The sequence below is a fragment of the Brevibacillus sp. FW301-21C12A genome (assembly GCF_058788915.1).
This window is the reverse complement of the sequence record NZ_JBYTBG010000006.1, coordinates 1-26369: the sequence shown is the minus strand read 5'-3', so window position 1 is coordinate 26369 and position 26369 is coordinate 1. Positions and strand designations below refer to the sequence as shown.

The 26369-nt window shown below is 54.1% G+C and carries 24 protein-coding genes, 1 pseudogene, 1 riboswitch and 1 other annotated feature; of the genes and pseudogenes, 5 read left to right on the top strand and 20 right to left on the bottom strand.

The annotated features are described in order from the left end of the window. Window positions 1-33: 33 nt before the first annotated feature. The 10 genes from ilvC to moaA form a co-directional block, all read right to left on the bottom strand. Window positions 34-1056: a ketol-acid reductoisomerase gene (gene ilvC / locus AC3WQH_RS05870; protein WP_005829324.1), complete on the bottom strand. Its 1023-nt coding sequence runs from the start codon at window positions 1054-1056 to the stop codon at window positions 34-36. A 57-nt stretch (window positions 1057-1113) separates the two neighbouring features. Next, on the bottom strand, window positions 1114-1620 hold the full coding sequence (gene ilvN, locus AC3WQH_RS05865) for an acetolactate synthase small subunit (protein ID WP_005829326.1): 507 nt from the start codon (window positions 1618-1620) through the stop codon (window positions 1114-1116). 1 nt (window position 1621) lies between these two features. After that, window positions 1622-3358 (bottom strand): biosynthetic-type acetolactate synthase large subunit, encoded by a 1737-nt coding sequence (gene ilvB, locus AC3WQH_RS05860; protein WP_025844158.1) that lies wholly within the window; start codon window positions 3356-3358, stop codon window positions 1622-1624. A gap of 605 nt (window positions 3359-3963) precedes the next feature. Next, entirely contained in the window at window positions 3964-5115 is a 1152-nt protein-coding gene (gene sat, locus AC3WQH_RS05855) for a sulfate adenylyltransferase (protein ID WP_007776549.1), read from the bottom strand. 23 nt (window positions 5116-5138) lie between these two features. Beyond that, window positions 5139-5840, bottom strand: a complete 702-nt coding sequence (locus tag AC3WQH_RS05850; protein WP_283858922.1) for a phosphoadenylyl-sulfate reductase — start codon at window positions 5838-5840, stop codon at window positions 5139-5141. Between the two features lie 159 nt (window positions 5841-5999). Continuing rightward, window positions 6000-6230, bottom strand: coding sequence for a hypothetical protein (locus tag AC3WQH_RS05845; protein ID WP_025844160.1), 231 nt, complete (start codon window positions 6228-6230; stop codon window positions 6000-6002). Window positions 6231-6503: 273 nt separating this feature from the next. Beyond that, the gene (rplT, locus tag AC3WQH_RS05840; protein WP_005829335.1) at window positions 6504-6863 is read right to left on the bottom strand and encodes a 50S ribosomal protein L20; all 360 of its coding nucleotides are present in this window, start codon (window positions 6861-6863) and stop codon (window positions 6504-6506) included. 91 nt (window positions 6864-6954) lie between these two features. Next, window positions 6955-7152, bottom strand: a complete 198-nt coding sequence (gene rpmI, locus AC3WQH_RS05835) for a 50S ribosomal protein L35 (RefSeq protein ID WP_005829336.1) — start codon at window positions 7150-7152, stop codon at window positions 6955-6957. A 30-nt stretch (window positions 7153-7182) separates the two neighbouring features. Beyond that, window positions 7183-7686, bottom strand: coding sequence for a translation initiation factor IF-3 (infC, locus tag AC3WQH_RS05830; RefSeq protein ID WP_005829338.1), 504 nt, complete (start codon window positions 7684-7686; stop codon window positions 7183-7185). Window positions 7687-7948: 262 nt separating this feature from the next. Continuing rightward, on the bottom strand, window positions 7949-8962 hold the full coding sequence (gene moaA, locus AC3WQH_RS05825) for a GTP 3',8-cyclase MoaA (RefSeq protein ID WP_193373869.1): 1014 nt from the start codon (window positions 8960-8962) through the stop codon (window positions 7949-7951). A 297-nt stretch (window positions 8963-9259) separates the two neighbouring features. Then, window positions 9260-9343, top strand: a riboswitch (cyclic di-GMP riboswitch). Between the two features lie 136 nt (window positions 9344-9479). Between moaA and AC3WQH_RS05820 the strand changes: the two genes are divergently transcribed. Then, window positions 9480-11210 (top strand): methyl-accepting chemotaxis protein, encoded by a 1731-nt coding sequence (locus tag AC3WQH_RS05820; RefSeq protein ID WP_327953587.1) that lies wholly within the window; start codon window positions 9480-9482, stop codon window positions 11208-11210. 74 nt (window positions 11211-11284) lie between these two features. On the opposite strand, the gene thrS is transcribed toward AC3WQH_RS05820, so the two are convergent. The 4 genes from thrS to AC3WQH_RS05800 all read right to left on the bottom strand — a co-directional run bounded on the left by thrS (window position 11285) and on the right by AC3WQH_RS05800 (window position 16137). Further along, window positions 11285-13198, bottom strand: coding sequence for a threonine--tRNA ligase (gene thrS / locus AC3WQH_RS05815; protein ID WP_007776535.1), 1914 nt, complete (start codon window positions 13196-13198; stop codon window positions 11285-11287). A 55-nt stretch (window positions 13199-13253) separates the two neighbouring features. Continuing rightward, window positions 13254-13517 (bottom strand) — a binding site (T-box leader). Between the two features lie 28 nt (window positions 13518-13545). After that, window positions 13546-14466 (bottom strand): putative sporulation protein YtxC, encoded by a 921-nt coding sequence (ytxC, locus tag AC3WQH_RS05810; RefSeq protein ID WP_007776531.1) that lies wholly within the window; start codon window positions 14464-14466, stop codon window positions 13546-13548. Between the two features lie 182 nt (window positions 14467-14648). After that, window positions 14649-15755: a cyclic dehypoxanthinyl futalosine synthase gene (mqnC, locus tag AC3WQH_RS05805; protein WP_005836134.1), complete on the bottom strand. Its 1107-nt coding sequence runs from the start codon at window positions 15753-15755 to the stop codon at window positions 14649-14651. Window positions 15756-15918: 163 nt separating this feature from the next. Further along, window positions 15919-16137 (bottom strand): hypothetical protein, encoded by a 219-nt coding sequence (locus tag AC3WQH_RS05800; protein WP_005836136.1) that lies wholly within the window; start codon window positions 16135-16137, stop codon window positions 15919-15921. A 311-nt stretch (window positions 16138-16448) separates the two neighbouring features. Between AC3WQH_RS05800 and AC3WQH_RS05795 the strand changes: the two genes are divergently transcribed. Beyond that, window positions 16449-17015 carry a YqaA family protein gene (locus AC3WQH_RS05795; RefSeq protein WP_005836138.1) on the top strand — a complete coding sequence of 189 codons (567 nt, stop codon included), beginning with the start codon at window positions 16449-16451 and terminating at the stop codon, window positions 17013-17015. Window positions 17016-17089: 74 nt separating this feature from the next. Here AC3WQH_RS05795 and AC3WQH_RS05790 read toward each other — a convergent pair whose 3' ends face one another. From AC3WQH_RS05790 to AC3WQH_RS05780, 3 genes are read right to left on the bottom strand one after another with little or no spacing between them, the layout of a single operon-like run. Beyond that, window positions 17090-18901, bottom strand: coding sequence for an acyl-CoA dehydrogenase family protein (locus tag AC3WQH_RS05790; RefSeq protein WP_122953456.1), 1812 nt, complete (start codon window positions 18899-18901; stop codon window positions 17090-17092). After that, entirely contained in the window at window positions 18898-20469 is a 1572-nt protein-coding gene (locus AC3WQH_RS05785) for a class I adenylate-forming enzyme family protein (protein WP_310670034.1), read from the bottom strand. Before AC3WQH_RS05785 ends, AC3WQH_RS05790 begins: the two co-directional genes overlap by 4 nt. Continuing rightward, the gene (locus AC3WQH_RS05780; protein WP_005836143.1) at window positions 20466-20882 is read right to left on the bottom strand and encodes a MerR family transcriptional regulator; all 417 of its coding nucleotides are present in this window, start codon (window positions 20880-20882) and stop codon (window positions 20466-20468) included. Before AC3WQH_RS05780 ends, AC3WQH_RS05785 begins: the two co-directional genes overlap by 4 nt. A gap of 183 nt (window positions 20883-21065) precedes the next feature. Here AC3WQH_RS05780 and AC3WQH_RS05775 point away from each other — a divergent pair. The 3 genes and pseudogenes from AC3WQH_RS05775 to AC3WQH_RS05765 all read left to right on the top strand — a co-directional run bounded on the left by AC3WQH_RS05775 (window position 21066) and on the right by AC3WQH_RS05765 (window position 22364). After that, window positions 21066-21488 (top strand): annotated as a pseudogene (locus AC3WQH_RS05775) (cell wall hydrolase). Between the two features lie 26 nt (window positions 21489-21514). Further along, window positions 21515-21934 (top strand): spore coat protein GerQ, encoded by a 420-nt coding sequence (gene gerQ / locus AC3WQH_RS05770; RefSeq protein ID WP_007776523.1) that lies wholly within the window; start codon window positions 21515-21517, stop codon window positions 21932-21934. A 121-nt stretch (window positions 21935-22055) separates the two neighbouring features. Beyond that, window positions 22056-22364, top strand: a complete 309-nt coding sequence (locus AC3WQH_RS05765) for a hypothetical protein (RefSeq protein WP_310670035.1) — start codon at window positions 22056-22058, stop codon at window positions 22362-22364. A gap of 50 nt (window positions 22365-22414) precedes the next feature. Here the strand turns inward: AC3WQH_RS05765 and AC3WQH_RS05760 are convergent, their stop codons facing one another. From AC3WQH_RS05760 to AC3WQH_RS05750, 3 genes are all read right to left on the bottom strand, one after another. After that, complete coding sequence (locus AC3WQH_RS05760; RefSeq protein WP_005836149.1) at window positions 22415-23563, bottom strand: DUF2087 domain-containing protein; 1149 nt, start codon at window positions 23561-23563, stop codon at window positions 22415-22417. A 129-nt stretch (window positions 23564-23692) separates the two neighbouring features. Beyond that, on the bottom strand, window positions 23693-24169 hold the full coding sequence (locus AC3WQH_RS05755) for a PilZ domain-containing protein (protein WP_007776518.1): 477 nt from the start codon (window positions 24167-24169) through the stop codon (window positions 23693-23695). A 428-nt stretch (window positions 24170-24597) separates the two neighbouring features. Continuing rightward, window positions 24598-25848 carry a GNAT family N-acetyltransferase gene (locus AC3WQH_RS05750; RefSeq protein WP_005836153.1) on the bottom strand — a complete coding sequence of 417 codons (1251 nt, stop codon included), beginning with the start codon at window positions 25846-25848 and terminating at the stop codon, window positions 24598-24600. Window positions 25849-26369: the final 521 nt, after the last annotated feature.

Genomic DNA, 26369 nt, shown 5'->3' with positions numbered 1-26369 from the left:
TCCTACATTATATATGTCTCTCTATACGGGTCCTTATTGCCCGATTTTCGCTTCTTCTTTTTTCGTTTCTTTGTTCAGCCAGGACATCATGCCGCGCAGTTGTTGTCCGACTACCTCGATGCCGTGCTCTGCTTCCAGACGGCGGCGGGAAGTGAAGCCAGGACGGTTTGCCTGGTTTTCCAGGATCCAGTTGCGAGCGAATGTACCGTCTTGGATTTCAGCCAGCACTTTTTTCATTTCTTTGCGCGTTTCTTCTGTGATGATGCGGCGGCCTGTGCTGTAGTCACCGTACTCAGCCGTGTCACTGATGGAGTAGCGCATGCGAGCCAGACCGCCTTCGTACATCAGGTCGACGATCAGCTTCAGCTCGTGCAGGCACTCGAAGTAGGCGATCTCTGGCGCGTATCCTGCTTCTACCAGCGTATCGAAGCCTGCTTTTACCAGCTCGCTTGCTCCGCCACACAATACTGCTTGCTCCCCGAACAGGTCTGTTTCTGTCTCTTCGCGGAAAGTCGTTTCGATCACGCCTGCTTTTGTGCAGCCGATTCCGCTGGAGTATGCGAGTGCGAGGTCTTTTGCATTGCCAGTCGCATCCTGGTAGATCGCGATCAGGCCAGGTACGCCAAAGCCTTCTTGGTACACGCGGCGCACGAGGTGACCCGGGCTTTTTGGCGCAGACATGATAACGTCTACGTCAGCAGGCGGCACGATTTGCGCGTAGTGGATGTTGAAGCCGTGGGAGAAGCAGAGTGCTGCGCCGGATTTCAGGTTTGGCGCGATCTCGTCGCGGTACACTTGCGCCTGGCGCTCGTCTGGCATGAGGATTTGCACCACGTCAGCGCGTTTGGTTGCTTCGGCCACTGTCAACACTTCGAAGCCGTCTTTTGCCGCTACGTCCCAAGACTTCCCTGGGCGCAGACCTACTACTACTTTATAGCCACTGTCGCGCAGGTTTTGCGCTTGCGCATGTCCTTGGCTGCCGTAGCCGATGATGGCGATTGTTTTGCCGCGCAGTACCTCTTTGTTTACGTCTGCTTCATAATACATTTTTACCATTTGTGTAGCCTCCCTAAAATTATGTTTAGTTTGAATTCCTATTCTGAATTTTGCAATTTAAACCGTTGCTGCGGCTGTTGCTGGAACAATACTGCGCGCCATCGCTACTGATCCTGTTCTCGTCAGTTCGAGCACCCCGTAGCTTTGCAAAAGCACAAGCAGCGCGTCGATTTTTTCGGTGTCACCCGTTACTTGCACGATCAGCGAGGTAGGTCCCACATCGACGATCGCGGCGCGGAACGGCTCGACAATCCCGTTCAACTCGGCCAACTGGCTCGGTGATGCGCTCACCTTGATAAGCGCCAGCTCCCGGGAAACGTACGGGTTTTCGCTGAGGTTCGTCACCGAGATGACGTCGATCAGCTTTTGCAGTTGCTTCATCAGTTGTTGAATCTGGCGGTCATCCGCTCCGGTGGTAATAATCATCCGGGACAGCCCTTGCTCCTCTGTTCCTCCCACCGTGATGCTGTCGATGTTGAAGCCGCGTTGCCCGAACAAGGTCGCGACTCGGGTCAATACGCCGGGGTGATCGTTGACGAGTACGGCGATCGTATGTGTTTGCATCCTAGTCGTCCCCCAATTCCATCTGATCTAATGTGTCGCCCGACGCTACCATCGGATACACGTTTTCTTCCTGCGCGACGCGGAAGTCCACGACGACTGGCCCATCATGGCGCAGCGCTTCGGCCCAAACGGCTTCTGCCTCTTGCGGAGTGGTGGCCCGCAAGCCTTTGACGCCGTACGCTTCCGCCAGCTTGACGAAATCCGGGCTGCACGTCAGGTCGATCTGGCTGTAGCGATTGTCGTAGAACAGCTCCTGCCATTGGCGAACCATCCCCAGGCACTGGTTGTTCACAATCGCGACCTTCACCGGAATGTTGTACTGGGAGACGATCGCCAGCTCCTGGTTGGTCATCTGGAAGCCGCCGTCGCCCACTACGGCGATTACCGTGCGATCCGGGTGCGCGATCTGTGCGCCAATCGCTGCCGGGAAGCCAAAGCCCATCGTGCCGAGGCCGCCGGAAGAGATAAAGGAGCGCGGGTGCTTGAACTTGTAGTATTGTGCTGTCCACATCTGGTGCTGTCCAACGTCTGTCGTGACGATCGCTTCCCCATCTGTGGAGCTGTACAGAAGCTCAATGACCGCTTGCGGCTTCAGTACGTCGCCGTCTTTTTTGTACTTGTACGGATACTGTGCCTGCCATTCCTTCAACTGGCTGATCCACGCCTCGGAATCGCATTTGCGGGCAACCGGAATCGCTTTGGCCAGGGTGCTTTTCACATCGCCTGCCACAGTGACGGCTGTCTCGACGTTTTTCCCCAGCTCGGCAGGGTCGATGTCGACGTGGACGATGCGGGCTTTCGGAGCAAACTCCTTGGTGCGTCCCATCGTGATCCGGTCATCGAAGCGAGCGCCGAGGCCGATGACACAGTCCGCATTGAGCAACGCCTGGTTGGCTGTGTAGCTGCCGTGCATGCCCGGCATGGCGAGCGCCAATTCGTGCGTGCCCGGGAAACCGCCCAGCCCCATGAACGTGTTGATAACCGGGATGCGCGTCTTCTCCGCAAAAGCGAGCAGCTCTGCTTCGGCTTTTGCGGCGATGATGCCGCCGCCTGCCAAAATGACCGGGCGCTTCGCTTCGCCAATCGCGTCAACAAATGTCTGCACCTCTTCGTCTGTCGGCACGAGCGTGTCGCGGTAGCCGCGAATCTCGACCTTGTCGGGATAAGTGAACGGCGCCTTCGCGTTGGCCACATCTTTTGGAATGTCGATGAGGACCGGGCCCGGACGACCTGTAGAAGCGATGTGGAACGCTTCCTTCACGATGCGCGGAAGCTCGCGGACATCGCGGACGAAGTAGCTGTGCTTCGTAATCGGGATGGTGATTCCGGTAATGTTCGCTTCCTGGAACGCGTCGGTTCCGATCAGCGACTGGGCTACGTTTCCGGTGATGCACACCAGCGGAACCGAGTCCATCTGGGCTGTCGCAATTCCGGTTACGAGGTTGGTCGCCCCCGGACCGGAAGTGGCGATGCATACGCCCGGTTTGCCAGTAGCGCGGGCGTATCCGTCTGCTGCGTGGATCGCGCCCTGCTCATGGCGAGTCAGGATGTGCTTGAAGTAGCTCCCGTACAAGGAATCGTAGATCGGGAGCACCGCTCCGCCTGGGTAGCCGAAAATGTATTCGACTTCCTCCAGGATCAGACAGCGCAGAAGCGTTTCTGCTCCTGTCACTTCCTCCCCGAACTGAATCGGTGGAATGCCGTTCTTTTTCTGCAATTCGGCCATTTCAACACTCATTTTCCTCTCCTCCTCCCACTTCTTAAAGCAGCTATAAAAAATACCTATGGACACATAGAAAAACCCTTTCGCCCCGACACGGTTCGGTTTCCATGTCTTTTGGGGCGAAAGGGTTCGCGGTACCACCCAACTTTATCGGCGCCTCGCGGTCAGCCGATCTCAGCCAGTCACAGCAAATGCGGACTGTAACACGCTAACGGGTGTCAGTCGGTTTTCCCTACTTTTTGCACGAGGCAAATTTCAGCAAAACAGCTCAGAGGTGAGCAATGCAGCGTACCCTATGCCCGTTCTCAGCAACCAGGGCTCTCTGTAAAAGGGGAGACGCGCACCATCCTCGTCATAGCCTGCTATTATAACAATATTTCTAATATTGTTGTTGTCAGAAAATAAAGTGTTACGTCTGATTATAGCTAGGCACTTTGGGGGTGTCAACGAAAACAAAAAGATTTTACTATACTTTCGTCCGAACGAATGCTCAGTAGAAAATGCCGGAACGGCGCGGTTTTTGCGTGAAAGCGGATACATTTTCTTTCGGCTTGTCCCCTTTCTCGGGCAAGGAAACGGACCGGCAATGCCCGCCCTTCCCTTTTGTTCGTAAACTTGTTTTACAGATTGTCGCGAAGTCCCTCGATCAAAATTTGCGCCACCTCGGGACGGGTAAATTCCGGCGGCGGGGTCTGGCCGCTGCGCAAAAGCGCGCGCACTTTTGTCCCGGACAGCGTCAGATGCTCGCTTGCAGCGTGTGGGCACGTCTTGGCCGTCGCCATTCCTTGGCAGGCTGTGCAATAAAAGCTGTGCTCATAAAACAGCAACTGGATGCCCAGCTCCTCTGGCGCAAATGCAGAGAAGATGTGCTGCGCGTCGTATGTCCCGTAGTAATCGCCCACGCCCGCGTGATCGCGGCCTACGATGAAGTGCGTGCAGCCGTAGTTTTTGCGGACGAGCGCGTGGAATACCGCTTCTCTCGGACCTGCGTAGCGCATCGCCGCCGGGAAGGCCGCGAGCAGCACGCGCTCTTTCGGGTAGTAGTTTTCCAGCAGGGCGAGGTAGCTTTTCATCCGCACTTGCGCGGGGATGTCATCTGACTTGGTTTCCCCCATCAGCGGGTTGAGAAAAAGCCCGTCGACGATTTCCATTGCCGCCTTTTGGATATATTCGTGCGCCCGGTGGACGGGATTGCGCGTCTGGAAGCCGACGACGCTCTTCCAGCCGTTTTGGGAAAAAAGCTCTCTCGTCTCGCGCGGCGTCAAATAATATTCGGCAAACCGCTCGGGCTGCGGCCGCTTGAGCACATGCACCGGACCGCCCACGTACAGCCCCGGTTTTTCCATCAGCTTTTTCACTCCCGGATGCGCCCGGTCCGCTGTCCGAAACACTTGTCTTGCCTCCCGGGCTTTATCGGGCTGGTAGAGGCTTTGCACCTGGAGTATGGCGTAGTCTTCGCCATCTTCGCCGCGCAGCCATACCGCATCCCCCGGCTCGATGTCCGCGTGCTCGGCCGCATCGACTGCCAGCGTCACGGGCAGCGGCCAAACCGTCCCGTCTGCGAGCCGCATCCGCTCCACGACGGAATGGTAGTCGTCCTCGCAAAGAAAGCCTGTCAGCGGGGAAAAGGCGCCAATGGCGAGGCAGTCTATGTCAGACAACGTCCATTGATCGACCACGATTGCTTTTTTGCCAGCGGCTCTGGTTATCGCTTCCGGCTGACTTTCCAGCCGTTCAATCAGCGTCCCACCGTGTGGCGAGATCGTATGCATAGCGTGTCCTCCCTTTTGTTCCCTTACTTGTGCAGGCCGCATTCGGTCTTGTCAAAGCCGGCCCAGCGGCCCGCGCGCGGGTCCTGCCCTGACTGGACAGGCCGGGTGCAAACACTGCAGCCAATACTTGGATAATTGCGGTCGTGCAAAGGGTTGTAGGGGACATCGTTCGCGTGTATATATGCCCACACCTGGTCCATCGTCCAGTCCGCGAGCGGGTTGAACTTCACCAGCTTGAATTTATCGTCCCATTCCACTTTTTTCGCATTGGCGCGGGTAGGCGCCTGATCGCGGCGAATGCCGGTAATCCAGGCGTCGTAGCCGGACAGCACCCGTGTCAAAGGCTCTACTTTGCGGATTTGGCAGCACAGATTCGGGTCTGTCTCCCACAATTTGTCTCCGTGGCTCTTCTCCTGCTCAGCCAGAGTCATCTGGGGCAGCACCTGGATAAATTTCGTCTGGTACCGCTCCTCCAGCTTGTCGCGCGTCTCGTACGTCTCGGGAAAATGTTTGTTCGTATCGAGATAAAAAACAGGTATCGTCGGGGCCAGTTTGTGCAGCATGTCGATCAGCACGACATCCTCGGCACCGAAGCTTGAGGCGAGGACGAGGTTGCCTGCGAAGTGTTCCACCGCCAGAACAAGCACATCCTGCGGGGATTTGGCTTCCATCCGGTACGCCCACACTTGCAGCTCTTCGTCCGCCATCCTCTGGCGATTGTTCATCAGCGAAACTCCTTTCCTGCTAGGATTCCCCCACCATCATATGTCGGGAGGCAGGAAGTGGCGATTCGTCCTGCTGACAAAACTGCCGCGACGGCACCGAAAGAATCGAAAAGAGCGACCAGACCTGTAGCCCGATCGCTCCTCGCGGATTGCTCCCTCTTATTTTTTGTCAGAGTCACTGTTTGCTGCCGGGAAAATAAACGAACTGCCTGTCGGAATCGTGTTGAGATTCGCCTGGTCTACATTTTGTGCCGCCGGTGCTCCTGTGATGAAGACGACGGGTGCTACGTAGGCATCATCCTTTTCTTTGGCGAACGCTCCCGGAACGAACAGCGCCGAACAGATCACCGCAGTTGCACCCATCATTACCATCCACTTTTGTTTTTTCATCTCTACTCTCTCCTATCCAATGTTTTCCTTTGACGCTTTTTATTGTACGGCAGGGAGCCATCCTCTCGACACGGACGGGAGATTGTTTTTTGCTCCAACCTGAGACGGAGCCGCCTCTACGCCCGTTGTCCATTTTCTTTAAAAAAACGATGGCGTTTCCTTGCTGCCCTTGCGCTTTTCGGATGTTCATTCATAGGGGAGAGCCTCTCCGACAAGCAAAAAAAGCCGACCTTCCCCACCAGGAAAGATCGGCTTTGCTTTTTGCGTATGTGCTTACGCGTTCAGTTTGCCTTTTGCAACTGCTGCCAGTTCGTTGAACGCAGCTTTGTCGTTCACAGCCAGGTCAGCCAGCATTTTGCGGTTCACTTCGATGCCAGCCACTTTCAGGCCGTGCATCAGACGGCTGTAGGACAGACCGTTCAGGCGAGCTTGCGCGTTGATACGGGTGATCCACAGTTTGCGGAAGTCGCGTTTCTTTTGACGACGGTCGCGGTATGCATAAAGCAGGGATTTCATTACTTGCGCATTAGCGGATTTAAACAGGCGATGTTTGGAACCGAAGTATCCTTTCGCCAGCTTCAGGATTTTCTTATGACGACGGCGTGTAACAATGCCACCTTTTACTCTTGGCATACTAAACTCCTCCTGGTCTTTCCAGCATGGCGGCCTACTGCTAGGCGCTTAGGGAGCTCATGCTGCGTAATGTGTGTAATGATGCGAAAACTTACAGGTAAGTGAGCATTTGCTCCATGCGTTTTTGATCGCCTTTGGAAACGAGTGCAGCTTTGCGCAGGTGGCGCTTTTGCTTAGTCGTTTTGTTGGCGAACATGTGGTTACCAAATGCGCGGTCGCGCTTCAATTGGCCGCTTCCAGTCTTTTTGAAACGTTTTGCAGCAGCCTTGTTGGTTTTCATTTTAGGCATCTGAAAAGTCCTCCTGTCTAAACTACTATCTTACTTTTCCGCTTTCGGAGCCAGAATCATAATCATGCTGCGGCCCTCGATCTTCGGTTTACGCTCAGGCGTAGCGAGATCTTCACACTGAGCAGCTACACGCTCCATAACGCCAAGCCCGATTTCGGAGTGGGTGATTTCACGTCCACGGAAACGGATCGTACACTTCACCTTGTGGTGATCCTCCAAGAACTTGCGGACGTTGCGAAGCTTGGTTTGAAAATCGTGTTCTTCGATGTTAGAAGAAAAACGCACTTCTTTCAGCTCGATGATCTTCTGGTTTTTCCGTGCTTCTTTCTCCTTTTTCGCCTGCTCGTACTTGAACTTTCCGTAGTCCATGATACGGCATACAGGCGGTTTGGCTGTCGGAGCAACGTTTACCAGATCCAGTTCGGCTTCCTGGGCAATGCGCAACGCTTCCCTGAAGGGTACGACTCCCAATTGGCTCCCGTCAGCGCCGATCAAACGGACTTCACGGGCACGGATCGCTTCGTTGATTAACATTTGATCCTTGCTAATACTTGCCACCTCCGTCAATTTCGAGAAGGAACAAAAATGTGCGAACGCATCTGCGCCCGCACATATCTCACCTAAGCAATTTCATCAGATCCAAGGATCTTTGCATAAGAGTTACCTGTCAACAGTCGTGTCGGACGTCGACCCAGGTGAGAAGCTGGGCGCCTCTGCTTGTTCTCGAAGTATGAAGTGTTTATACACGCAACTTATAATACAAGGTAGAGTTGTCTTTGTCAAGGCTTATCGCTTTTTATCCTCCGATGTGGGACATTTCCACCTTCGGACGCTTTTGCAGCCCCGGCGTTTCGTCCAGCCGTTCTTCCGAATAGCGCTCGTCGCGCTTTTCCCAGATCGCGCGAATCTGCTCCTGGATTTCTTCGTCGCTTCGCCCGCTGCGCAGCGGCTCGCGCAAGTCATAGCCGGCGGAGGCGAACAGGCAGTTGTACATTTTCCCCTCTGCCGACAGCCGCGCCCGCGTACAGGTAGAGCAAAAGGCTTGTGTCACCGACGAGATCAGCCCAATCTCCTGATCGCTCCCCTCGTAGCGGTAGCGCGAAGCGACCTCGCCGAAGTAGTTCGCCTCGACCGGGACGAGCGGCATTTCTGCGTCGATCATCCGGACGATTTCGCTGGAAGGCACGACCTGATCGAGCTTCCAGCCGTTGCTGTTGCCTACGTCCATGAACTCAATGAAGCGCAGCGTATGGCCTTGCTCGCGGAAATAACGGGCCATCGGCAAAATGTCCTGGTCGTTGACACCGCGCTGGACGACCATGTTGATTTTCACCCCGAGTCCCGCTTCCGCCGCCGCGCGAATCCCGTCGAGCACGGCATCCACCGGATAGCCTCTGCCGTTTAACATGCCAAACCGCTCGTTGTCCAGGCTGTCGAGGCTGACGGTGACGCGATCAAGCCCGGCTTCCTTCAAAGCCTGGGCATGGCGGGCGAGCAGCGAGCCATTGGTCGTCATGGCGATATCGTGAACGTCCTCTATTTTTCGAATCATTCGTATTAATTCAGGCAAATCCCTGCGCACGAGCGGTTCTCCGCCCGTAATCCGGATTTTCCGCACGCCGAGCGCTGTGAATATTTGGGTCAAGCGGGTAATTTCTTCAAATGACAGCAGTTTGTGCTGCGGCAAAAATTCAAACTCCGGCCCGAAAATTTCAGCCGGCATACAGTACCGGCAACGAAAATTGCATTTGTCTGTCACGGAAATGCGCAGATCACGGAGAGGACGCTTTCGTGTGTCACGTACTTGCATCTGCTCTAGCACTGGTGGTCACCCTCCTTTTCCTGGCTGAGCCTGGCATGCCACTCTATCTCCAGTTTGTCTCGTATTGATGTCCAACATGCGATTCCGGCTTTTTATTAGCGTACCATATTCCGCCTGCGAACGGCTCCTGTTCCTGCACTTTTCGCTGTTGCAAAAGCGGTCGCAAGCCGATGAAAATCGGAAAAATGACCCGGTGCACGCCAATGTGCAAACCGTTTTTTTGACTATTCCCTTTTGTATAAACATAGGATAATATGACTATATATTATGCTCTATATATTCCCCTTCAATAAGGAAAGCGAAGATCAGCCGTTTGTATGTGGGCACTTGAATGGCTGGGAGCGAGTAGTGCAACCGACCCTATTTTCGTTGTAGGGTCGGTTTATTTTATCCCAGAACAAAGGCCTTGTCCACTGCTCAGAAACGGCAAGCTGCAGCAATGGCAATCGCCCCCTCTTTCTCAATTTTTGAGTAAATCAATAAAATGTAAAATTCGGAGGTCTGCATGCAATTTTTTGCAAAGAAAGCAAAGCCATGGAATGAGTATGTGAAAGCTTCCCACGCAACTGACATTACCGAAGTGGGCGAACGCGTGAAAGAGCGCCTGTCTTTTTTGGGCGTGGATCAGGATACATTGGCGCACGTCAAAGAGGCTGCTACCACGCTTTACCCCTTTAAAGCAGAGATCGTATCCAAGTTTTACCAGTCGATCACTAACGTTCCCCACCTCCAGAAGATCATCCTCGACAACTCCAGCCTGGAGCGGTTGAAAAAAACTTTGGAGGTCCACCTGGAGCAGTTTCTCACAGCAGAAGTCAACCATGAGTACGTGAAAACGAGAATTGTCATCGGGCAAGTTCACAGCCGCATTCATCTGACAGCCGATCATTTTATTTCTGCACACCATCTGCTGATTCAGATCATGACCACGATTTTGATGGAAAAATGGAGCAATCAGCCGCATCAGATGATGAAAATGGTCACCGCTGTGCAAAAATTGGCAGCATTCGATCAGCAACTGATTGTGGAAGTGTATATGGAAGAGACGTTCAAATCGTTTTTGTTCGGCATCTCCGGCATGCTCAACCATATGACCCAGCTCGACACGACGAAGCAGCTTATCTCGGGAATGGACGAGCAGATCGAGGAAAGCCACAGCGTCACCGCCGCAACGGAAGAAATGAGCGCCTCGATTCAGGAAGTCGCCAACCACGCGGTCAAAGTCGCAGAAGGGACAGACGAAGCGGTGCAATCCGCTGAACAGAGCAAACAGATCATCAATGCCGCTCTCGGCGACATCCGCCAGGTGGGCCACGTCTTTGTCGAGGTCATGAGCAGGGTAAACCAGCTCAATCAGGAGATTCATCAGACACAGGACGTCATCCGCATCATTCGGGAAATCGCCGAGCAGACCAACCTGCTCGCGCTGAACGCCAGTATCGAGGCCGCCCGGGCCGGAGAGCAAGGGCGCGGCTTTGCGGTCGTAGCCACTGAGGTGCGCAAGCTGGCCGAGCATACAAAAGAACAGATCAACCGGATCACAGACAACATGGAGTCGCTGCAACAAGTTTCGAAGCGAGTGACGGAGCAGATGGACAGCACGAGCAAGCTGGTGGAGCGCAGCGTCGGGGAAGCCCAGTTCGCCGATGTCGCCCTGAACAAGATTGTGTCCACCATGCAGGAAATCAGCCAATCCACCTCGCAAATTGCCGCCATGACCGAGGAACAGGCTTCTTCTGTCACGGATATCGCCCACCGCAACTCCACGATTTTTGACCTGAGCACACATTCGCAGCAAATCGCCAAAGACACCGCGCAAATCATTCTCGAACTGAGCCGGAAAATGGATGAGTACCGCAAGACGTTCTTTACGATCAATGTCAAATTGAGCTACAAAGACATCGTGCGCGTGGCCAAAACGGATCATTTGCTGTGGAAATGGAAAATTTACAACATGTTCCTTGGTTTGGAAAACCTGGTCGCCGCAGAAATGGCCTCGCACCATCACTGCCGACTGGGGACGTGGTACTACAGCGACTTGCCGCCGCTTGTGCGCAACAACCCGACATTCAAAAAGCTGGAGGAGCCGCACAAATTAGTACATTTTTACGCCAAGCAGGCAGTGGAAAAATACCAGGCCGAGGATCTCGCCGGCGCCCAGGAAGCGTACGAGCAGCTTCAACGGGCGTCCCATGAAGTCGTAACACTGCTTGCCCGTCTGGAAAATGAGCTGTAGCAGTTGTCGCCACCGTTTTCGCCAAAAACAAAAGGGCCGTTCCCACCGTTCGGGTGAGAACTGCCCTTTTTGCTTTACTTCATTTCGTTGATTTCGGCGCGGATTTTTTCCACGAACTCATCAACGGTCATGGCGCCTTCATCGCCTACTCCGCGTCTGCGTACAGACAGAGTGCCGTCTGTCACTTCTTTTTCCCCGATAACCAGCATGTACGGGATTTTTTGCACTTGCGCTTCACGGATTTTGTAGCCGATTTTTTCGTTGCGCGCATCCAGCTCTACGCGGATGCCAGCTTGTTGCAGCTTTTCTTTGACTTGCTCGGCGTACGGAATGTGCACCTCGCTGATGTTCATCAAGCGCGCCTGGATTGGAGTCAACCAGACAGGGAATGCGCCTGCGTAGTGCTCGATCAGGATGCCGATGAAACGCTCCATGGAGCCGTACATCGCACGGTGCAAGACAACCGGACGATGCTTTTCGTTGTCTTGGCCCACGTAAGTCAGGTCGAACTTCTCCGGCATTTGGAAGTCGAGCTGGATGGTTCCACATTGGTGACGGCGTTTCAGCGCGTCGGTAATTTGGAAGTCGATCTTCGGTCCGTAGAACGCACCGTCGCCTTCCTTGATTTCATACGGCATTTCCAGTTGCTCCAGCACCTTTTTCAAGGAGCTTTCCGCTGTTTCCCACAGCTCGTCGGAGCCCATGGAATCTTCCGGGCGAGTCGAAAGTGCTACGCTGTATTCAAAGCCGAACACTTTGTAGATTTTGTCGATCAGCTTAATCATGTTTTTGATTTCGCTCTCGATCTGGTCAGGGCGGACGAATACGTGTGCGTCATCCTGGCAGAAGGTGCGAACCCGCAGCATGCCGTTCAGCGCGCCGGAATATTCGTGGCGGTGAACCTGGCCGAACTCGGCATAGCGAATCGGCAAGTCGCGGTAGGAATGCATTGCGTTTTTGTAAATGAGCATGTGTCCTGGGCAGTTCATCGGCTTCAAGGCGTAAGTCGCGTTGTCGACTTCAGAGAAGTACATGTTTTCCTTGTAGTGATCCCAGTGACCGGATTCTTTCCAGAGGCGCTCGTTCATGAGGAACGGCGAGCGCACCTCTGTGTATTGGGCAAGCTGTTGCAGGCGGCGGGAGAACTGCTCCAGCTCGTTGCGGACAGTGAAGCCGTTTGGCAGGTAGAACGGCATGCCAGGCGCTTCCTCGGAGAACATGAACAGCTCCAGCTCTTTGCCCAGTTTGCGGTGGTCGCGCTTTTTCGCCTCTTCGATGAAGTGCAGATATTCGTCCATATCCGCTTTTTTCGGCCAAGCGGTACCGTAGACGCGCTGCAGCACCTGGTTTTCCGCTTTTCCGCGCCAGTATGCACCTGCCACGCTCATCAGCTTGAACGCTTTGATGTAGCCAGTGGACGGCAAGTGCGGGCCGCGACAGAGGTCGAAAAATTCGCCCTGCTCGTACAGGGTGATCGTCGCATCCGCCGGCAAGTCGCGGATCAGTTCCAGCTTCAGATGGTCGTTGAGGTTTTGGAAAATTCTTGTCGCCTCGTCGCGGCTGACGACTCTGCGGCGGATCGGCAAGTCTTCCTTCACGATTTTTTCCATTTCCGCCTCAATCTTGCCCAAGTCTTCTGGCGAGAGCGAGACCGGAATGTCCATGTCGTAGTAGAAGCCGTCTTCGATCACAGGACCGATCCCGAATTTGACTTCGCTGCCGTACAGGCGTCTTACTGCCTGGGCGAGCAAGTGAGCGGTACTGTGACGGTAAACTTCCAAGCCTTCCGGCGAATCGAGGGTCACGATTTCAATTGCTGCGTCATCCTCAAGCGGCGTGTACAGATCCACGACTTTGCCGTCTTTTTTGCCGGCTACTGCTTTTTTCTTCAGGCTCGCGCTGATGGAGCCTGCGATCTCTTCGATGGTGATCCCAGCTTCGTACTGACGGACTGCTCCATCCGGGAACGTTACGTTAATTTGTGCCACCTTGGATTCTTCCTTCCTGTTTGTTGTTTTTGAGAAAATAAAAAACACCCATCCCAGAAGGGACGAGTGTATTCTCGCGGTACCACCCTAATTCAAGTCTGTTTTTACAAAACGGGCCGTGCAAAACGGATGCCCGAACAAACTCCTCATTGACATGGTAACGGTATGGAACCGGCAAGCCGTTAGTAAAAGCGTACGCTTCGTTCCCGGCTGCTACTCGAAGGGGGTAGATCCATATCGTCTCGCAGCAAGCTTCCAGCCAAGGCCCGCCTCTCTAGAGCGATCTCGATATCGTCCATGTCCTTCTCATCGTATTTGTAAGCGATATTCACTCTTGTTGCTGCTAATTATAGTTTAGTCGGATTGTTCCCGTCAAGTACACGTCTTTGCCCAAGGCATAACGAACAGGAATGGCAGGTGATGAGCCTGCTGTCAAAAATGCTGCGGATCGTTTGCACAAGCCCCGGCTTCTCCCCGGCCATGTGCAGAACGATGCTCTCCGGTGCCAGTGTAACCAGCGCGCTGACCAAGTAATCTTCATCGCGGCATTTTTGTTCGTCCATGCTCAGCACGGAATCGAGCTGTTCCAGCCAAAGGCGGTCTCCCTTTTTGTCATAAAGATGGAAAGGTTTGTCCACACTAGGAACAACATGGACCACTTCCTGTTTCACTTCCTGTACGGCGATAAAATAGCGCAGAAGCTCGACAAATTCCTGGTATTGCTTGTCTTCCAAATATTCGTCGATTCCCGATTCGACCAGCTCGAACAGTTCATTCCAATGCTCCTGCAGCCGGAACCTGACGAACCCCAATACGTTGATAGTTCGCTCCTGCTCCAAGTATAAAAAGGCTTTGCGGTAGACGTTTGCCTTTCGAGTCGTGGCGGCCAGCAGTTCGCGTCCGTCCAGCTCGATCTCTCGGCACATGCGCTCAATGTAGGGAAAAATTTCCGGCCATTCTTCTTCCATCTGCTCCGCCGCCAACAGATCGGCAGCCATTTCCTGCATGATCGCCGGCTCTTTGACCTGCGTCACCCACTCCGCCAATGTCAATGCCACAAAAGCTCTCGCCCACTCTATCGTCTGCGCATCGTATTCCTCTTCGCACCAGCTTTGAAAAAGGAACGTGCAGTAGTCGTCCTGTTCCTGCTCCTTGTATGTAATGCGCACCGGGGCAGTATTGACCCGCTCCATCATCTCATTTACGATAACGCGATACGTGCCACTATGCTCAGGGACATTCTCCAGCAAGACGCGAAACGTTTGCATTTTCATCCCCCCAACCGCAATTGTAGTTACAGTATATGTCCCTTTATGGGCGATATACTTTTAAACGATTGGAAACCGGGGATTGGAAGTTGCTCGTGGGGATAGAAAAACACGCTGCCAGATCGTCTGTTCCGCTCTTGCGAAAAGACGATCTGGCAGCGTGTTGCTGAACGTTTTTTCATTTAGTTTTGCATCACAAAATCTCTTTCCGCCATCTCGCCGTCCTTGAACACGCGCAAGATGTCGTACTGGGTGTTGCGCTGCGCCGGGATTTTGCCTGCGCCGCGGATCAGTTCGAGAATCTGGTTGGTGTTCACCTTGTAGGTACATGCGGCTGCCGAGACGACGTTTTCTTCCATCATCGTCTGACCGAAATCGTTTGCCCCGTAGGAAAGGGAAAGCTGGCCGTACTCTGGACCCATCGTCACCCAGGAAGCCTGGAGATTTTCGAAGTTGTCCAGCATCAGTCGGCTGATCGCCAGCGTCTTGAGGTATTCCTCCGGCGTGTTGTTCACGGCTTTCATGTTCGTGTTGTCCGGCTGGAACGTCCAGACGATAAACGCCTTGAAGCCGTGCGTCTCGTCCTGTGCTTCGCGAATGCGCATCAGGGATAGCACGCGCTCTTCCATTTCCTCGCCGAAGCCGATGACCATCGTCGCCGTACCTGGCAAGCCGATGCGGTGAGCAGCTTTTTGCGTGTCGATCCACTCTTTCCACGAGCCTTTCAGGCGGGAAATTTTGCGGCGGGTACGGTCGTCGAGAATTTCGCCGCCCGCTCCCGGCAACGAATCCAGCCCTGCGGCCTTCAGTTCCTTGAGCACGTCTTCGACCGTCATGTTGGAAACTTCCGCGATTTTAATCACTTCCGCTACCGACAAGGAGTGCATCGTAATTTGCGGGAAGCGCTGCTTGATCGCGCGCAGCAGGTCGGTGAAATAGTCGATCTTCAGATCCGGGTTGGTCCCGCCCTGCATCAAGATTTCCGTGCCGCCGACGTCAATTGTCTCCTGAATCTTTTGGAAAATAGTCTCTCTGGGCAATACATAGCCTTCGCTTGAACCGGGACGACGGTAAAAGGCGCAAAAGCGGCAATACGTATCGCAAATGTTCGTGTAGTTCACATTTCGGCTGATGACAAACGTGGCAATGGGCTCTGGGTGGTGCTTTTGCATCACCAGATTGGCGTAGTGTCCGATCTTCTCAATTTCATTGCTGGCAAACAGAGCGAGGCCGTCTTCCAGGCCCAGTCGTTCCCCGGCAAGGGCACGTTCCAATATAGCATCGATCATAAGGATCACTCCTCGTACCTTACGTAAATTCCATTCCACATGATATCACAATCGGGACATAACGGCTATAGTTCGGGGTGCTGGCACAAACAGGGCGCGACGATGGTACGACGAAAAACAGCCCCGCCAAAAGCAGGGCTGTCCGTTTCTGTTGCTATAGGTATCATTCATATCCGATCTGCTCATACACTTCCGGTTCCCAATAAATGACGGTTTGCGAAAGCGGCAGATTGGTTTCGCGCGCGCCATTCGGCTGGCCGTTAAAGTAAATGATTTCCGTCACGGCTACCCGATCTCCGCGCACGTCAATTTCTCCCGTCAACTGCAAGCTGGTTCCATCCGGCGCATAAAAAACGACTTTCCCCGATCCCAATGTCTTCATGGGTTCCTCCAATACTGTATGTCCTTCTTTTCTATACTAATGGATATTATTTCCTATCGTCAATGAAAAAGCGAGGGACTTCTTTACCACCCGCCTCCTCTTCTTCCGGGCCGAATCGCGCAGGACGAATCTCCCCAAAGCGAGAAGACGCCAGGAAAACGTAACCCCCCGGCGTAGAAAAACGTATCCCCTACTGTTGGATCAGCCAATTGGCGGTCTGTGTTTGGACAAAGCGGCATATCCTAACTACTGAAATGCGATTTTTTCCTGTATAATGGAAACCCGAGAGGAAACGTCCTAAGGAGATGCTCATGCTCGATCAAATCACACAACTGTTCATGCAATATGGAATATGGGGACTCTTTGGCATGGCATTTTTGGATTCGTTCATCAGTCCGATTCCTCCCTTTTTTATGCAAATTGCGATGAGTCTGCTCGACCCCGGTTCAGCGCTCCGCTTTGCGACCGTGGCCTTTACCGCCTCGATTCTCGGCGCGCCGATCGGCTTTTTGCTCGGCAAATGGCTCGGCAAACCGATTTTGCAAAAGCTGCTTCCGGAAAAATGGGTCGTGGTCGCCACCGAGAAATTCGCCAAAAACGGGGACGCTGCCGTGCTGATCGGCGCTTTTACTCCGATTCCGTTCAAGGTGTTTACCGTGCTGAGCGGCGTGTTCAACTACTCGCTGACAAAGCTCATGCTCTTTGCCATCGTCGGCCGGGGCTTGAAATTTTTTCTGATCGGAACCTTGTTTCACCTGTACGGCAAGCATGCCAAAGTGCTGCTGGATGAATACTTGGAGGTCACTCTGCTGGGCGCCGCCGCGCTTGTGGCGATCGGCTGGTTCATCTGGAACAAGCGCCGAAAACGCTATGCCTGAAAAGCTGTCGTGACAACCAAAAACGCCCGGGCGTGCCATGTGCAACTGCCCGGGCGTTTTTTCGCTTGTTTTTTTCAGGTAGCGGAAGCAAAGGCCGTCTGCTGCTGGAGCGCTTCCACCGGGATCGGCTCGCAGTCCAGCAGCTCGCGGAAAAACTGGACGTCCAGCAGTTCGTCGCCTTGAATGCCGCGCTTTGCTTTTGGCGTCAAATGCTTTTGCGCATACAGCTTTGCCAGCACGTATTTGCGCGCGTTGTTGTCTTTGGCCACCTGGTCCTCGGCCTCGCTGACGATGCAGGAGAGCGCGTACAGGTCGATCATGTGGTCGGCGAGCGCCTTCAATTTATATGTCACATAATCAGGCGACTGCCGGAAAAGATAGGCGATATTTTCCTCCAAAACCGCAAGCTCTGCTTGCAATAGCTCGGCAAACGGCTGTGAAAAGGCGTGACGCCAGCCTTCGATACGGGAGCGCAGCAGCCGGGCGAACACGACATGGCTGTTTTCTTTTTGCATGACGCGCAAAATGTCCAGGGCGAGGATGTTGGACGTGCCCTCCCAGACCGTCAAAACCTGGGCGTCACGCAGCAGGCGCGGCGTAACGTACTCTTCGATAAAACCGTTGCCGCCGTGAATCTCGATCGCCGCATGGGCGGCCTCGACAGCTTCCTCTCCGGTCCGGTATTTCAGCAGCGGAATCAGCAGCCGGGCGAGCGCCATGTCTTCGCGGCTTCCCGAGCCATCCTGCAGGCGGTCGTACACGGCAATCATGTCAAACACCGCGCCAGTGCTCACTTCCGTATCGAGCAGCAGGCTGACCAGCATCTCTCTGACCATCGGATATTGGTCGATCGGGTTTTGGAATGCCCGGCGCTGGCTCGCGTAATATTTCGCTTCGTACAGCGCCCGGCGCATAATGCCGATGGATGCCACCGCGTTGCAAATGCGCGACAGGTTAAGCGCCTCCGCCATGTATTTGAAGCCGTTTTCCGGCTGGCCGATCAAGTAGCCTTCCGCTCCATGGAGCAGGATCTCGGCAGACGGCACCGCGTTCACGCCGAGCTTATCCTTCAGGCGCCGCACCTCGATCTGATTGCGCGTCCCATCCGGCTTGAGCCACGGGACGAGAAACAGTCCCAGCCCTTTTGTGCCCGGCTTGCTCTCGTCGATTCGCGCCAGCACGGTGGCGACCATCGCCCCTGCATTGCTCGCGAAAAACTTTTCGCCTGTCAGCCGATAGACGCCAGACTGCCCCTCCACGGGCTTCGCCACCGTGAGATTCGCTCCCACATCCGAGCCGCCCTGGCGCTCCGTCAGCCAGGTCGCGCCCTCGTACAACCGGGTGCGATCCCGCGAGGTCAGTCCGCTGAGATACTGCTTTTTCTGCGCGTCGCTTCCGTAGCGGTCGATCAAGTACGCCGCCGACATCGTGAGCGTGACAGGGCAATAAAAGCCCGGCTCGGTCTGGCTGACGAGATAGCCCATCAAGAACGAATAGCTGTAGGGCGCCTTGCGTCCAAGCTCCGGAATGTCGTGGTACAAATAGCTGACAATCCCCGCTCCGTACACGTCCGCCACCGTTTCCTTGTAGCCTTCGTTCGTGATGATCTCCGAGACGTCCTCGCCCAGCCGGTTGTATTTGCGCAGGCGCGGCTTGCCTTCCCGATCCGTATAGGCGGCCCGCTCTTCCAATGGCCCCGCCGCTTGTGCTCCCAGCCAATGCAGTTGCTGTGTCGCCCACTCGTGCATGGCGGCAGGCAAATAGCGTTGGAGCAAATAATGAAGATTTGGATCGGCGGCGAAAAAGTTTTGCTCGCTGCCCGGGCGCGGATGAGGGATGTTGTCACTGTACCGGCGCTGGTCGATTTTCGCTTGCAGCTCGCTCATGTCAGCTCCACTTCCTTTTCCGAGGTCGAATCGCGCAAGACGTGCTTGAGCACTTTTCCGCTCGTATTTCTCGGCAACTGAGGAATGACTGCCACCTGCCGCGGCAGCTTGTAATCGGCGAGATGGCCGCTCAAAAAGCCGCGCACCTCCGCCAGCCAATCGCGGTTCGCGTCCACGTCCGGGCGCAGCACCAGATAGGCGGTCACCGTCTCGCCCCACTCCGGATGCGGCAAGCCTACGACGGCCACTTCGGCAATCGCCGGATGGCGCTCCAGCAGTTGTTCAATTTCCTTCGGGTAAACATTGATCCCGCCCGTAATCATGACGTCTTTTTTCCGGTCGATGATCCACAGGAAGCCGTCCTCGTCGAAGCGCCCGATGTCCCCCGTGTAAATCCAGCCGTCGCGCAGCGTCTCTATGGTCGCTTCGGGGGTGTTATAGTAGCCCTTCATCGAGCCTTCGCCGCGCACGCGCACTTCGCCGGGGGTACCCGCCGGGACGGGAAGGCCGTTTTCATCCACGACTTCCACTTCGGCAAACAAAACGCCGCGGTTCCCGACACTGCCCACCTTGTCCGGGTGCTCGCGATGCAGCAAGCGCGTGCCAGTAGGCCCGGCTTCGGTCAGGCCGTAGACGCACGCCAGTTTGTCCCGCCCGTATGCCTGCTCCATCTGCGTAGCCATTTCCTTGGACAAAGGAGCGCCGCCGTACATCCAATATTCGATCGACGACAAATCGTACTTGGCAAACTCGGGATGCTTCATCGTCAGCAAGTACGCAACTGGCGCCCCGAAGAAATGCGTAATCCGGTGTTTTTGCACGAGCGACAAAAGCAGCTCCGGAGAAAAGGTGAGCGCCATCACCTGCGTCGCTCCCACCATCAGCCCCGAGATGAAGAACAGATGCAGCGGTGCGGAATGGCTGAGCGGCATGAGCTGGAGAATCCGCGAACGATGCTGGATCGACAGCTCGATCGCCATCATCTTGGCGACGGTCAGCAAGCTTCTGTGCGTATAGAGCACACCTTTTGGCCGCCCGGTCGTGCCTGACGTGTACAAAATGCTGACTTCGCTGTCTTCCGTCAGGTCGGGAGCGTCCGGGTTGATCGCAAATTCATCCAGCCGCGTCAGGACGTCTTCTTCCGTCTCCCAGGCCGCGGTCCCTACCCACGCTCCCTGGCTGTTCCCCGTCTTGATCGCGATCAGCCCTGGCTCCTCTTCGATCCACTCATTGACGGCATGGACGAGAGCTTCGTGAACGATCAGCGCTTTTGCCTGTGCGTGCTCGCAAATATAGCGCACCTCTTCCTTCGTCGACCGCGCATTGATCGGCACGACAAGCGCGTGGCAGTGAATGACGGCTATGTAAAAGAAAGCAAACTCCGGGCAGTTCGGCAGCATCATCACGACGCGATCGCCCGGCTCGACCCCTTGCTGTCTCAAGCGGTAAGCCCACCTGCTTGCGATCTCGTTCCACTCGGAAAAAGTAACTTCCACCTCTCCCGCAACAAGCGCAGGCTTGTCGGGATATTTGCGTCCGTTGGCAGCAAGCAAAGCTGATACGTTCATCGTTTTCCCTCCCCATGTTCTTCCAGCAGTTTTTGTTCGAATCCTTGCTTGTAGGCGAGAATGTCTTCCCTCAGTTGGCCCAGCTCCCTGATTTTTTCATCAATCTCCGCGAGCTTCTGGTTGCCGTACTCAATCGCGCGCAAAAGCTGGGCGCGTCCGCTGCGGTCCTCGCCAAACAGCTCGATCATCTCGCGAATTTGCTCCAGGGAGAACCCGAAGCGCTTTCCCCGCAAAATCAAGCGCAGCCTGGCCCGGTCCTGGCGGCTGTAGTACCTGATTCCCCGCTCCGTTCGCGCCGGCAAAATCAAGCCGACTTCCTCGTAGTAGCGGATCGTTCTCGTGCTGACATCCAATTCTTGGGCAAGATCAGAGATCGACCATGATGTTCGCTTTTCGTCGGCTTCTCTGTTCATGTACGCCTGCTCCTTCACGACACTTTTTTAAATATTCAGAAATAATTGACTAACCATATTTTACCTCCCGTTTACGTTAACGTCAACGGAAGCTTCCTTGCTGCGAAAAAATTCGTAGGAACATTCACCGATCTGTTATACGCCCATATATTGTCATTGTGAGTTTTAGGAGGAGGTGAAGCAATGGCCGTCATCAAAGCGAACAGTAATGACGTCGATATGCTTGCCCGATTGATCCGCGCTGAAGCCGAAGGAGAAGGCGAGCTGGGCATGCTCATGGTCGGCAACGTCGGCGTGAACCGCATTCTCGCCAACTGCCTCGATTTTAAAAACATTCGGACGATGCGCGATATGGTGTACCAATCTCCCGGCGGGTATGAAGCCGTCCAAAAACCGTACTTTTACCAGCGCGCCCGCGATCGGGAAAGACGTTTGGCCCAGCGCACAATTAACGGGGAGTGAACCCGTCCCGCCACCAATGCGCTTTGGTTTTACCGCCCGACCGGAAACTGCCCCCCTACCTGGTGGAATCAGGCGAATTCCGGGCGTTACAAGGCGCACTGCTTCTACGTTCCCTCACGAGAGGATTGTCCGCGCGTTTACTAGCAGATAGATAAAGGAGCGAGTTCATCATGAGTCAGCAAATCCCCTACCAACCTTATCCATACGGGTATGACATGTATCCTTCCACCCAGTTTCCCTACGGGATGCAGCAACAGCAGCCGCAATTGGTTCCTATGCAGCCAAGCGGCGCGCTGATCCCCGGCACGCCTTACACGCCTGGGCAAGTCATGGAAGAATCGTACATCGAAAACATTTTGCGCATGAATCGCGGCAAAGTGATTACGGTTTACCAAACGTTTGAAAACAACAGCCAATGGAACGCCAAAATTTTCCGCGGCGTGCTGGAGACAGCCGGGCGCGACCACATCATCCTCAGCGACCCGCAAACAGGCAAGCGCTACTTGCTGCTCATGGTCAATACTGACTACATCACGGCAGATGAAGAACTGAACTACATTCCTCCTTCCCTCCCGCCAGGAGTGCGCTAAGCTTTGGTTGCAAACCCAAAAAGACAGCTTCCGTCTCGCGCCGGACAGAAGCTGTCTTTTTGTTATAATAGGGGGAACGACCAGTTGGCGAGCCGGCTGGAAAAGAAGAGGAGGAGCCTTCGTGGCATTTGGCATTTCACGCGCCGAGTTGCACCAATGGAAACAGGCCGTACTGCGCGGGGAAATCGCTTTTTTGACTCATTACTGGCTGGACCCGCGTTTTCCCGGGATAAAGACGGTGACGAAGGTAGGCTGTGCCGACACGCAAAAGCTGGCGGACTGGTGCACAGCGAACGGGCTGAACCCCGCCTATATCCACCATCGCCAGCCGTTTCCCCACTTTGACCTGATCGGGCCCAGACAAAAAGAGATTTTGCAGCGGACAGGGCTTTGCGACCATCTGGAGCGCTTTCGCCTGCTGGACGACTAAACGGCAAACAGGCCGCCCGCAAAAAGGCAGCCTGCTGCTGATCGGCCCCACTACATCCGCTTTTCCTGATGGTAGCCGCGCTCGTTGTACGGAGCGAGCTTCTCCACCCATTTTTCTTCCAGTTTTTCCAAAGCATCCTTGACATCTACATTCGGGTCGTCCTGGTGCTTCAGCACTTCCAGCACCTCGAACTCGAACGCGTCCGCCCCCAGCTCGTTCCATTCCTTTTGCAGTTCGCGATTCGGATGCGAGCCGTGCTGCAGCATGAATTTTTTCCCGTTGATCGTTTTTAAGTTCGCGCTGCTCGCCACCAAAATTTTGCCGTTCACCTTGTTGCGAATCTGGTAGACTCCCGCTTCGCTTTTGACTTCTTTGTACATCTGCTTGAGCGCTTGCTTGCGATTCGCAGACTTCTCCTCCTGCGCCTCTTCGCCGCTGTCCTGATCCGTGCGCCAGTAGGCACTGCCATCTGCCTCTCTGGTCAAAAAGCCGTAATCGATCAAATACCGCCGCAGCGTGACGTAATCGGCGCAGACAGCTTGCAAAATGTCATTGACTTCCTGCTCGCTGTAAATTTTGTCCGGCGCAAAGTGCTTGGCGACTTCGCGGCAAACGACGAGCCTGTGCTTGTGCTTGCGCGGAATCCGGTCCAGAGCATGGCTTCGCCCCTGCGGAAAATATTTTTGCAAAATCGCTTCATACTCGGCAGAGCCGGACTCCACCTGGACTTCCTCCTGCTTTTGCGGCTTCCCCTTTTTCGCGGCAGCAGGCGGGCCGTCCTGATCCGCTTCGCGCAGCAGCTCCATCAGCGTCAAAAACACTTTTGCCTGCCGCTCCTTTTCCTTTAGCGCAAAGCGATGGTTGCGGATCGTAGAAGCGCTGCCAATGCCCAGCTCCGCCTGCACCTCGGCGTCTGACTTGCCGGCAAAAAACAGACGCAGCAGGCTTGCCTGATGGTCGGAAAGCCCGCTCAGCCGTTTGTCCAGCCCGCTCAGATGGGCAAACACCGATTCATGCTCTTGCTCGATATGGTGGCGCATATAGCGAGACGCTTCGAACAGGGCGCCGTCGACCGGGTAAATGATGCCTTTTTCCACTTGCTCCCCACACAGCAGGCACAAGTAATCGTGCGTCCGCTCCACAAACCCTTGCTTGGCTTCCTGCAAAGATGCGTTCCAAAACTGTTCCATCACGTTCAAATCAAACACATCCTCAATTCGTTTGTTTTATTATAGGCAATTTAACACTATGTTTGTTTTATGTCAAAAGAAAAAAGCTCCATGCCGCGCAACTGCGCAAACAAGGGAGCTTTTTGTCTATCGCCTCCGCTATGCTTTTATCGTCTCCAAAGTCTGGCTGACGAGGGCAAGCTCTCGCAGGAAGGCTTGCCGATCACCCTTCCAATAGTTTCCCTCTGTTATTCCCCGATTTTGCCGATAGCGAATCGCCAGCCGGTTCACCAATCGACTGACCTCCAGATGCCGGATTTCGTCCATCGTGAAAAAAACCCCATATTCATAAAACGCCTGCTCCCACAAGCGGGAGCGCACCACATGTCCGTATATTTTCAGCGGGACTGCGCACAGCTTCATCTCAAACTGCAGGACGAGCTGATCGCTGGCAGGCATTTTGAGGTGAGACAAAAAACACAATCCTCTTGCCCCGATATCCTGAACCAATACCTTCGAACTACCAATTTCCATGGTTCTTCCTTTTACCAGGACAATAGTCATGTCCGCACAGAGGGGATACTCCAGCTTCAGTCTGAAATGTTCGCGTCGATTGCCCTCTGGTCTACCTGCCATTGTCCCCATCTTCCTTTACATTGTACTTCGGCCAAACAGTCAAGTGAAGCGCTTTTACGCGTCCGGCACCAGCTTGCCTCTGCCGCTTATTCGCAAGCGTCGCCATCGACTGGAAGCGCTTATGCCGCAAAAGAAAAACAAGCGTCGTTATAGCTGACGCCTCGCTTATTTTTTCTGCTTCTTGTGCCGTATTTCCTGCAACTTTGTGCCAAATTGTTCCCACAGCTCTCTTTGGTCATACTCAATCGAGTCGCGCTTTTCCAATCGAAAGAGGAGCTTTATCACAAACCAGACAACCAGCAAAAAAGCAAAAAAGATGACCATGGTAAAATAAATCATAAGTTCCGCCCCCTCCCCATTTGTTACCAAGATATGGGGAGGAGCAAAATAAGATTACCATTCGTGGCAAAATAATGACAATTCCAAAATTAAAAAGCGGTCATACTCTGCGGCTTCTGCGCGGAGGAAAAGAGCCGATCCAACTGCGGCAAGAAAGCTGTATCGTCCAGCTCGACCATTCCGTACTCGTACAACTTGCTGAAACGGACAACCCCCATCACGAGCGAGGAGAAATCGGAAATGTCCAGTTCGACCGACACGTCGGCTTGTCCATCGCGGGCGACATGAGCCTGTCCGTGCTGGAACTGCACCAGCCACGTCCCTTCGTTTTCCGGCAGGAACGAATCGCGCACGGTCAGGCGCAAGCTTATTGTCTCTGCGCCAAAGCGATGCTCGGCGAGCTGGCGGAAAAAGCCCGGCACGTCAATCACCCGGTACATCAGCCCGACTCCCGAGACATGGCTCTCATGGTAGACGCCGGGCAAAAGCCTGTCGGTGCCATTTCCCGGGTCAGACAAGAGCAGGTGAAAATCTTCGTCAGGCGTCGTCAAGACGATCCGCTGGATTTGGTCTGCCTGACTGTGCAGGAACGAAAGGAGCTGGGCCAGCGATTCGCGCGACTCGTACAAAAGCTCCTTGACCACGAGGTTGTTGTAAATCTTGTTTTCCGCGTGAGCGCTTTCAAATTGGAAGGCGATATAGCCTGTCAGCTTGCCTTCTTTCTGGACGCCGACCACGACTTTTTCCGGCACGTTCAAGAGGCTGTCGATATCCCGCTCCGTCCGCCGGATCATCCCGTGCGTCTGCCGGGCAACGCGCTGGTAGCAGGCCAGCACCTGCTCCTTGTCTTCTTTTTTTAAGTACACGATCTGTTCCTTGCCTGTATAGGGCAGGCTCGCCGGCTTGAATTTGTATTGATAGATTTTGCTGCCTGCGCCAAAGCCCATCTGCTTGTAAAAATCGACACGAAACGGATAGAGCGAGACGAGCGGAATCCCCCGCTCCCGATAAGCCGAGAGGAATCCATGCAGCATCGCTTTTGCGACCTTTTCCTTTTTGTGCAGCAGGTCCACGGCCACCGTACCGATTCCCCCCGTCAGCAGCGGGATGCCGTACACATACATGGAAAGGTCGTACCACTTCATGATCCCTACGAGCCGACCATCCCGATAGCACCCGTGATAGCTGACATTCGGGTCATTTTCCAGCGTGCTTTTGACGCGTTCTGCGAACTGCTGTCTGCTTTCCGTCCCCAGGAGGTTGCTTCCCGGATAGGCCATGGCGGCTATTCTGACTACCTCGTCAATATCGTTTCGAGAAACAGGGCGAATCTCGTCCATCGTCACACACTCCTGTCTGTACACGCTCGAATGAACTTCCGTCTAAAAAAATTTTATAGAATCATAGTGGGGCATGGCAACATATTTTTGGATATTTTGGAAAACTCCCTATTCAGCCACCTTTGTCTGTCTACCGCAAAAAGCGCCGACCGGGCGGCCGACGCCTAGATTATGCAGCTAAAGAGAGTAACGCATTCATTAATTAAATGAATTCATCCATTAAATCAATTAAAGAAATAATGTTCAGAATATAAAAACTTCATAATTTTACATATTTCTACGTTTTTTCCATCAGATCTCCTTTAATATATAAAATATATTCTATATCATCCAAAAATATGCAAGAGGGGTTTGTTGCTGCACTTTCTCTTACGCTGTCTTTAGCTACTTCAATTTCTCCGACATTTGCCGCTGACGAAGGAAAGAAAATAGTTCAACCAAATCTAGGATGTGTCTGAAAACTCATTATTGAGTTAGTTTAAAGATGGACGCGACATATACAAACGCTAGGAATGATTTGG

Bases quoted from the DNA above. Each gene is read 5' to 3' on its own strand.
- ilvC (WP_005829324.1), bottom strand. From the start codon at position 1,056: ATGGTAAAAATGTATTATGAAGCAGACGTAAACAAAGAGGTACTGCGC.
- ilvN (WP_005829326.1), bottom strand. From the start codon at position 1,620: ATGCAAACACATACGATCGCCGTACTCGTCAACGATCACCCCGGCGTA.
- ilvB (WP_025844158.1), bottom strand. From the start codon at position 3,358: ATGAGTGTTGAAATGGCCGAATTGCAGAAAAAGAACGGCATTCCACCG.
- sat (WP_007776549.1), bottom strand. From the start codon at position 5,115: ATGCATACGATCTCGCCACACGGTGGGACGCTGATTGAACGGCTGGAA.
- AC3WQH_RS05850 (WP_283858922.1), bottom strand. From the start codon at position 5,840: ATGAACAATCGCCAGAGGATGGCGGACGAAGAGCTGCAAGTGTGGGCG.
- AC3WQH_RS05845 (WP_025844160.1), bottom strand. From the start codon at position 6,230: ATGAAAAAACAAAAGTGGATGGTAATGATGGGTGCAACTGCGGTGATC.
- rplT (WP_005829335.1), bottom strand. From the start codon at position 6,863: ATGCCAAGAGTAAAAGGTGGCATTGTTACACGCCGTCGTCATAAGAAA.
- rpmI (WP_005829336.1), bottom strand. From the start codon at position 7,152: ATGCCTAAAATGAAAACCAACAAGGCTGCTGCAAAACGTTTCAAAAAG.
- infC (WP_005829338.1), bottom strand. From the start codon at position 7,686: ATGTTAATCAACGAAGCGATCCGTGCCCGTGAAGTCCGTTTGATCGGC.
- moaA (WP_193373869.1), bottom strand. From the start codon at position 8,962: ATGCAAGTACGTGACACACGAAAGCGTCCTCTCCGTGATCTGCGCATT.
- AC3WQH_RS05820 (WP_327953587.1), top strand. From the start codon at position 9,480: ATGCAATTTTTTGCAAAGAAAGCAAAGCCATGGAATGAGTATGTGAAA.
- ytxC (WP_007776531.1), bottom strand. From the start codon at position 14,466: ATGCAAACGTTTCGCGTCTTGCTGGAGAATGTCCCTGAGCATAGTGGC.
- mqnC (WP_005836134.1), bottom strand. From the start codon at position 15,755: ATGATCGATGCTATATTGGAACGTGCCCTTGCCGGGGAACGACTGGGC.
- AC3WQH_RS05800 (WP_005836136.1), bottom strand. From the start codon at position 16,137: ATGAAGACATTGGGATCGGGGAAAGTCGTTTTTTATGCGCCGGATGGA.
- AC3WQH_RS05795 (WP_005836138.1), top strand. From the start codon at position 16,449: ATGCTCGATCAAATCACACAACTGTTCATGCAATATGGAATATGGGGA.
- AC3WQH_RS05790 (WP_122953456.1), bottom strand. From the start codon at position 18,901: ATGAGCGAGCTGCAAGCGAAAATCGACCAGCGCCGGTACAGTGACAAC.
- AC3WQH_RS05785 (WP_310670034.1), bottom strand. From the start codon at position 20,469: ATGAACGTATCAGCTTTGCTTGCTGCCAACGGACGCAAATATCCCGAC.
- AC3WQH_RS05780 (WP_005836143.1), bottom strand. From the start codon at position 20,882: ATGAACAGAGAAGCCGACGAAAAGCGAACATCATGGTCGATCTCTGAT.
- gerQ (WP_007776523.1), top strand. From the start codon at position 21,515: ATGAGTCAGCAAATCCCCTACCAACCTTATCCATACGGGTATGACATG.
- AC3WQH_RS05755 (WP_007776518.1), bottom strand. From the start codon at position 24,169: ATGGCAGGTAGACCAGAGGGCAATCGACGCGAACATTTCAGACTGAAG.
- AC3WQH_RS05750 (WP_005836153.1), bottom strand. From the start codon at position 25,848: ATGGACGAGATTCGCCCTGTTTCTCGAAACGATATTGACGAGGTAGTC.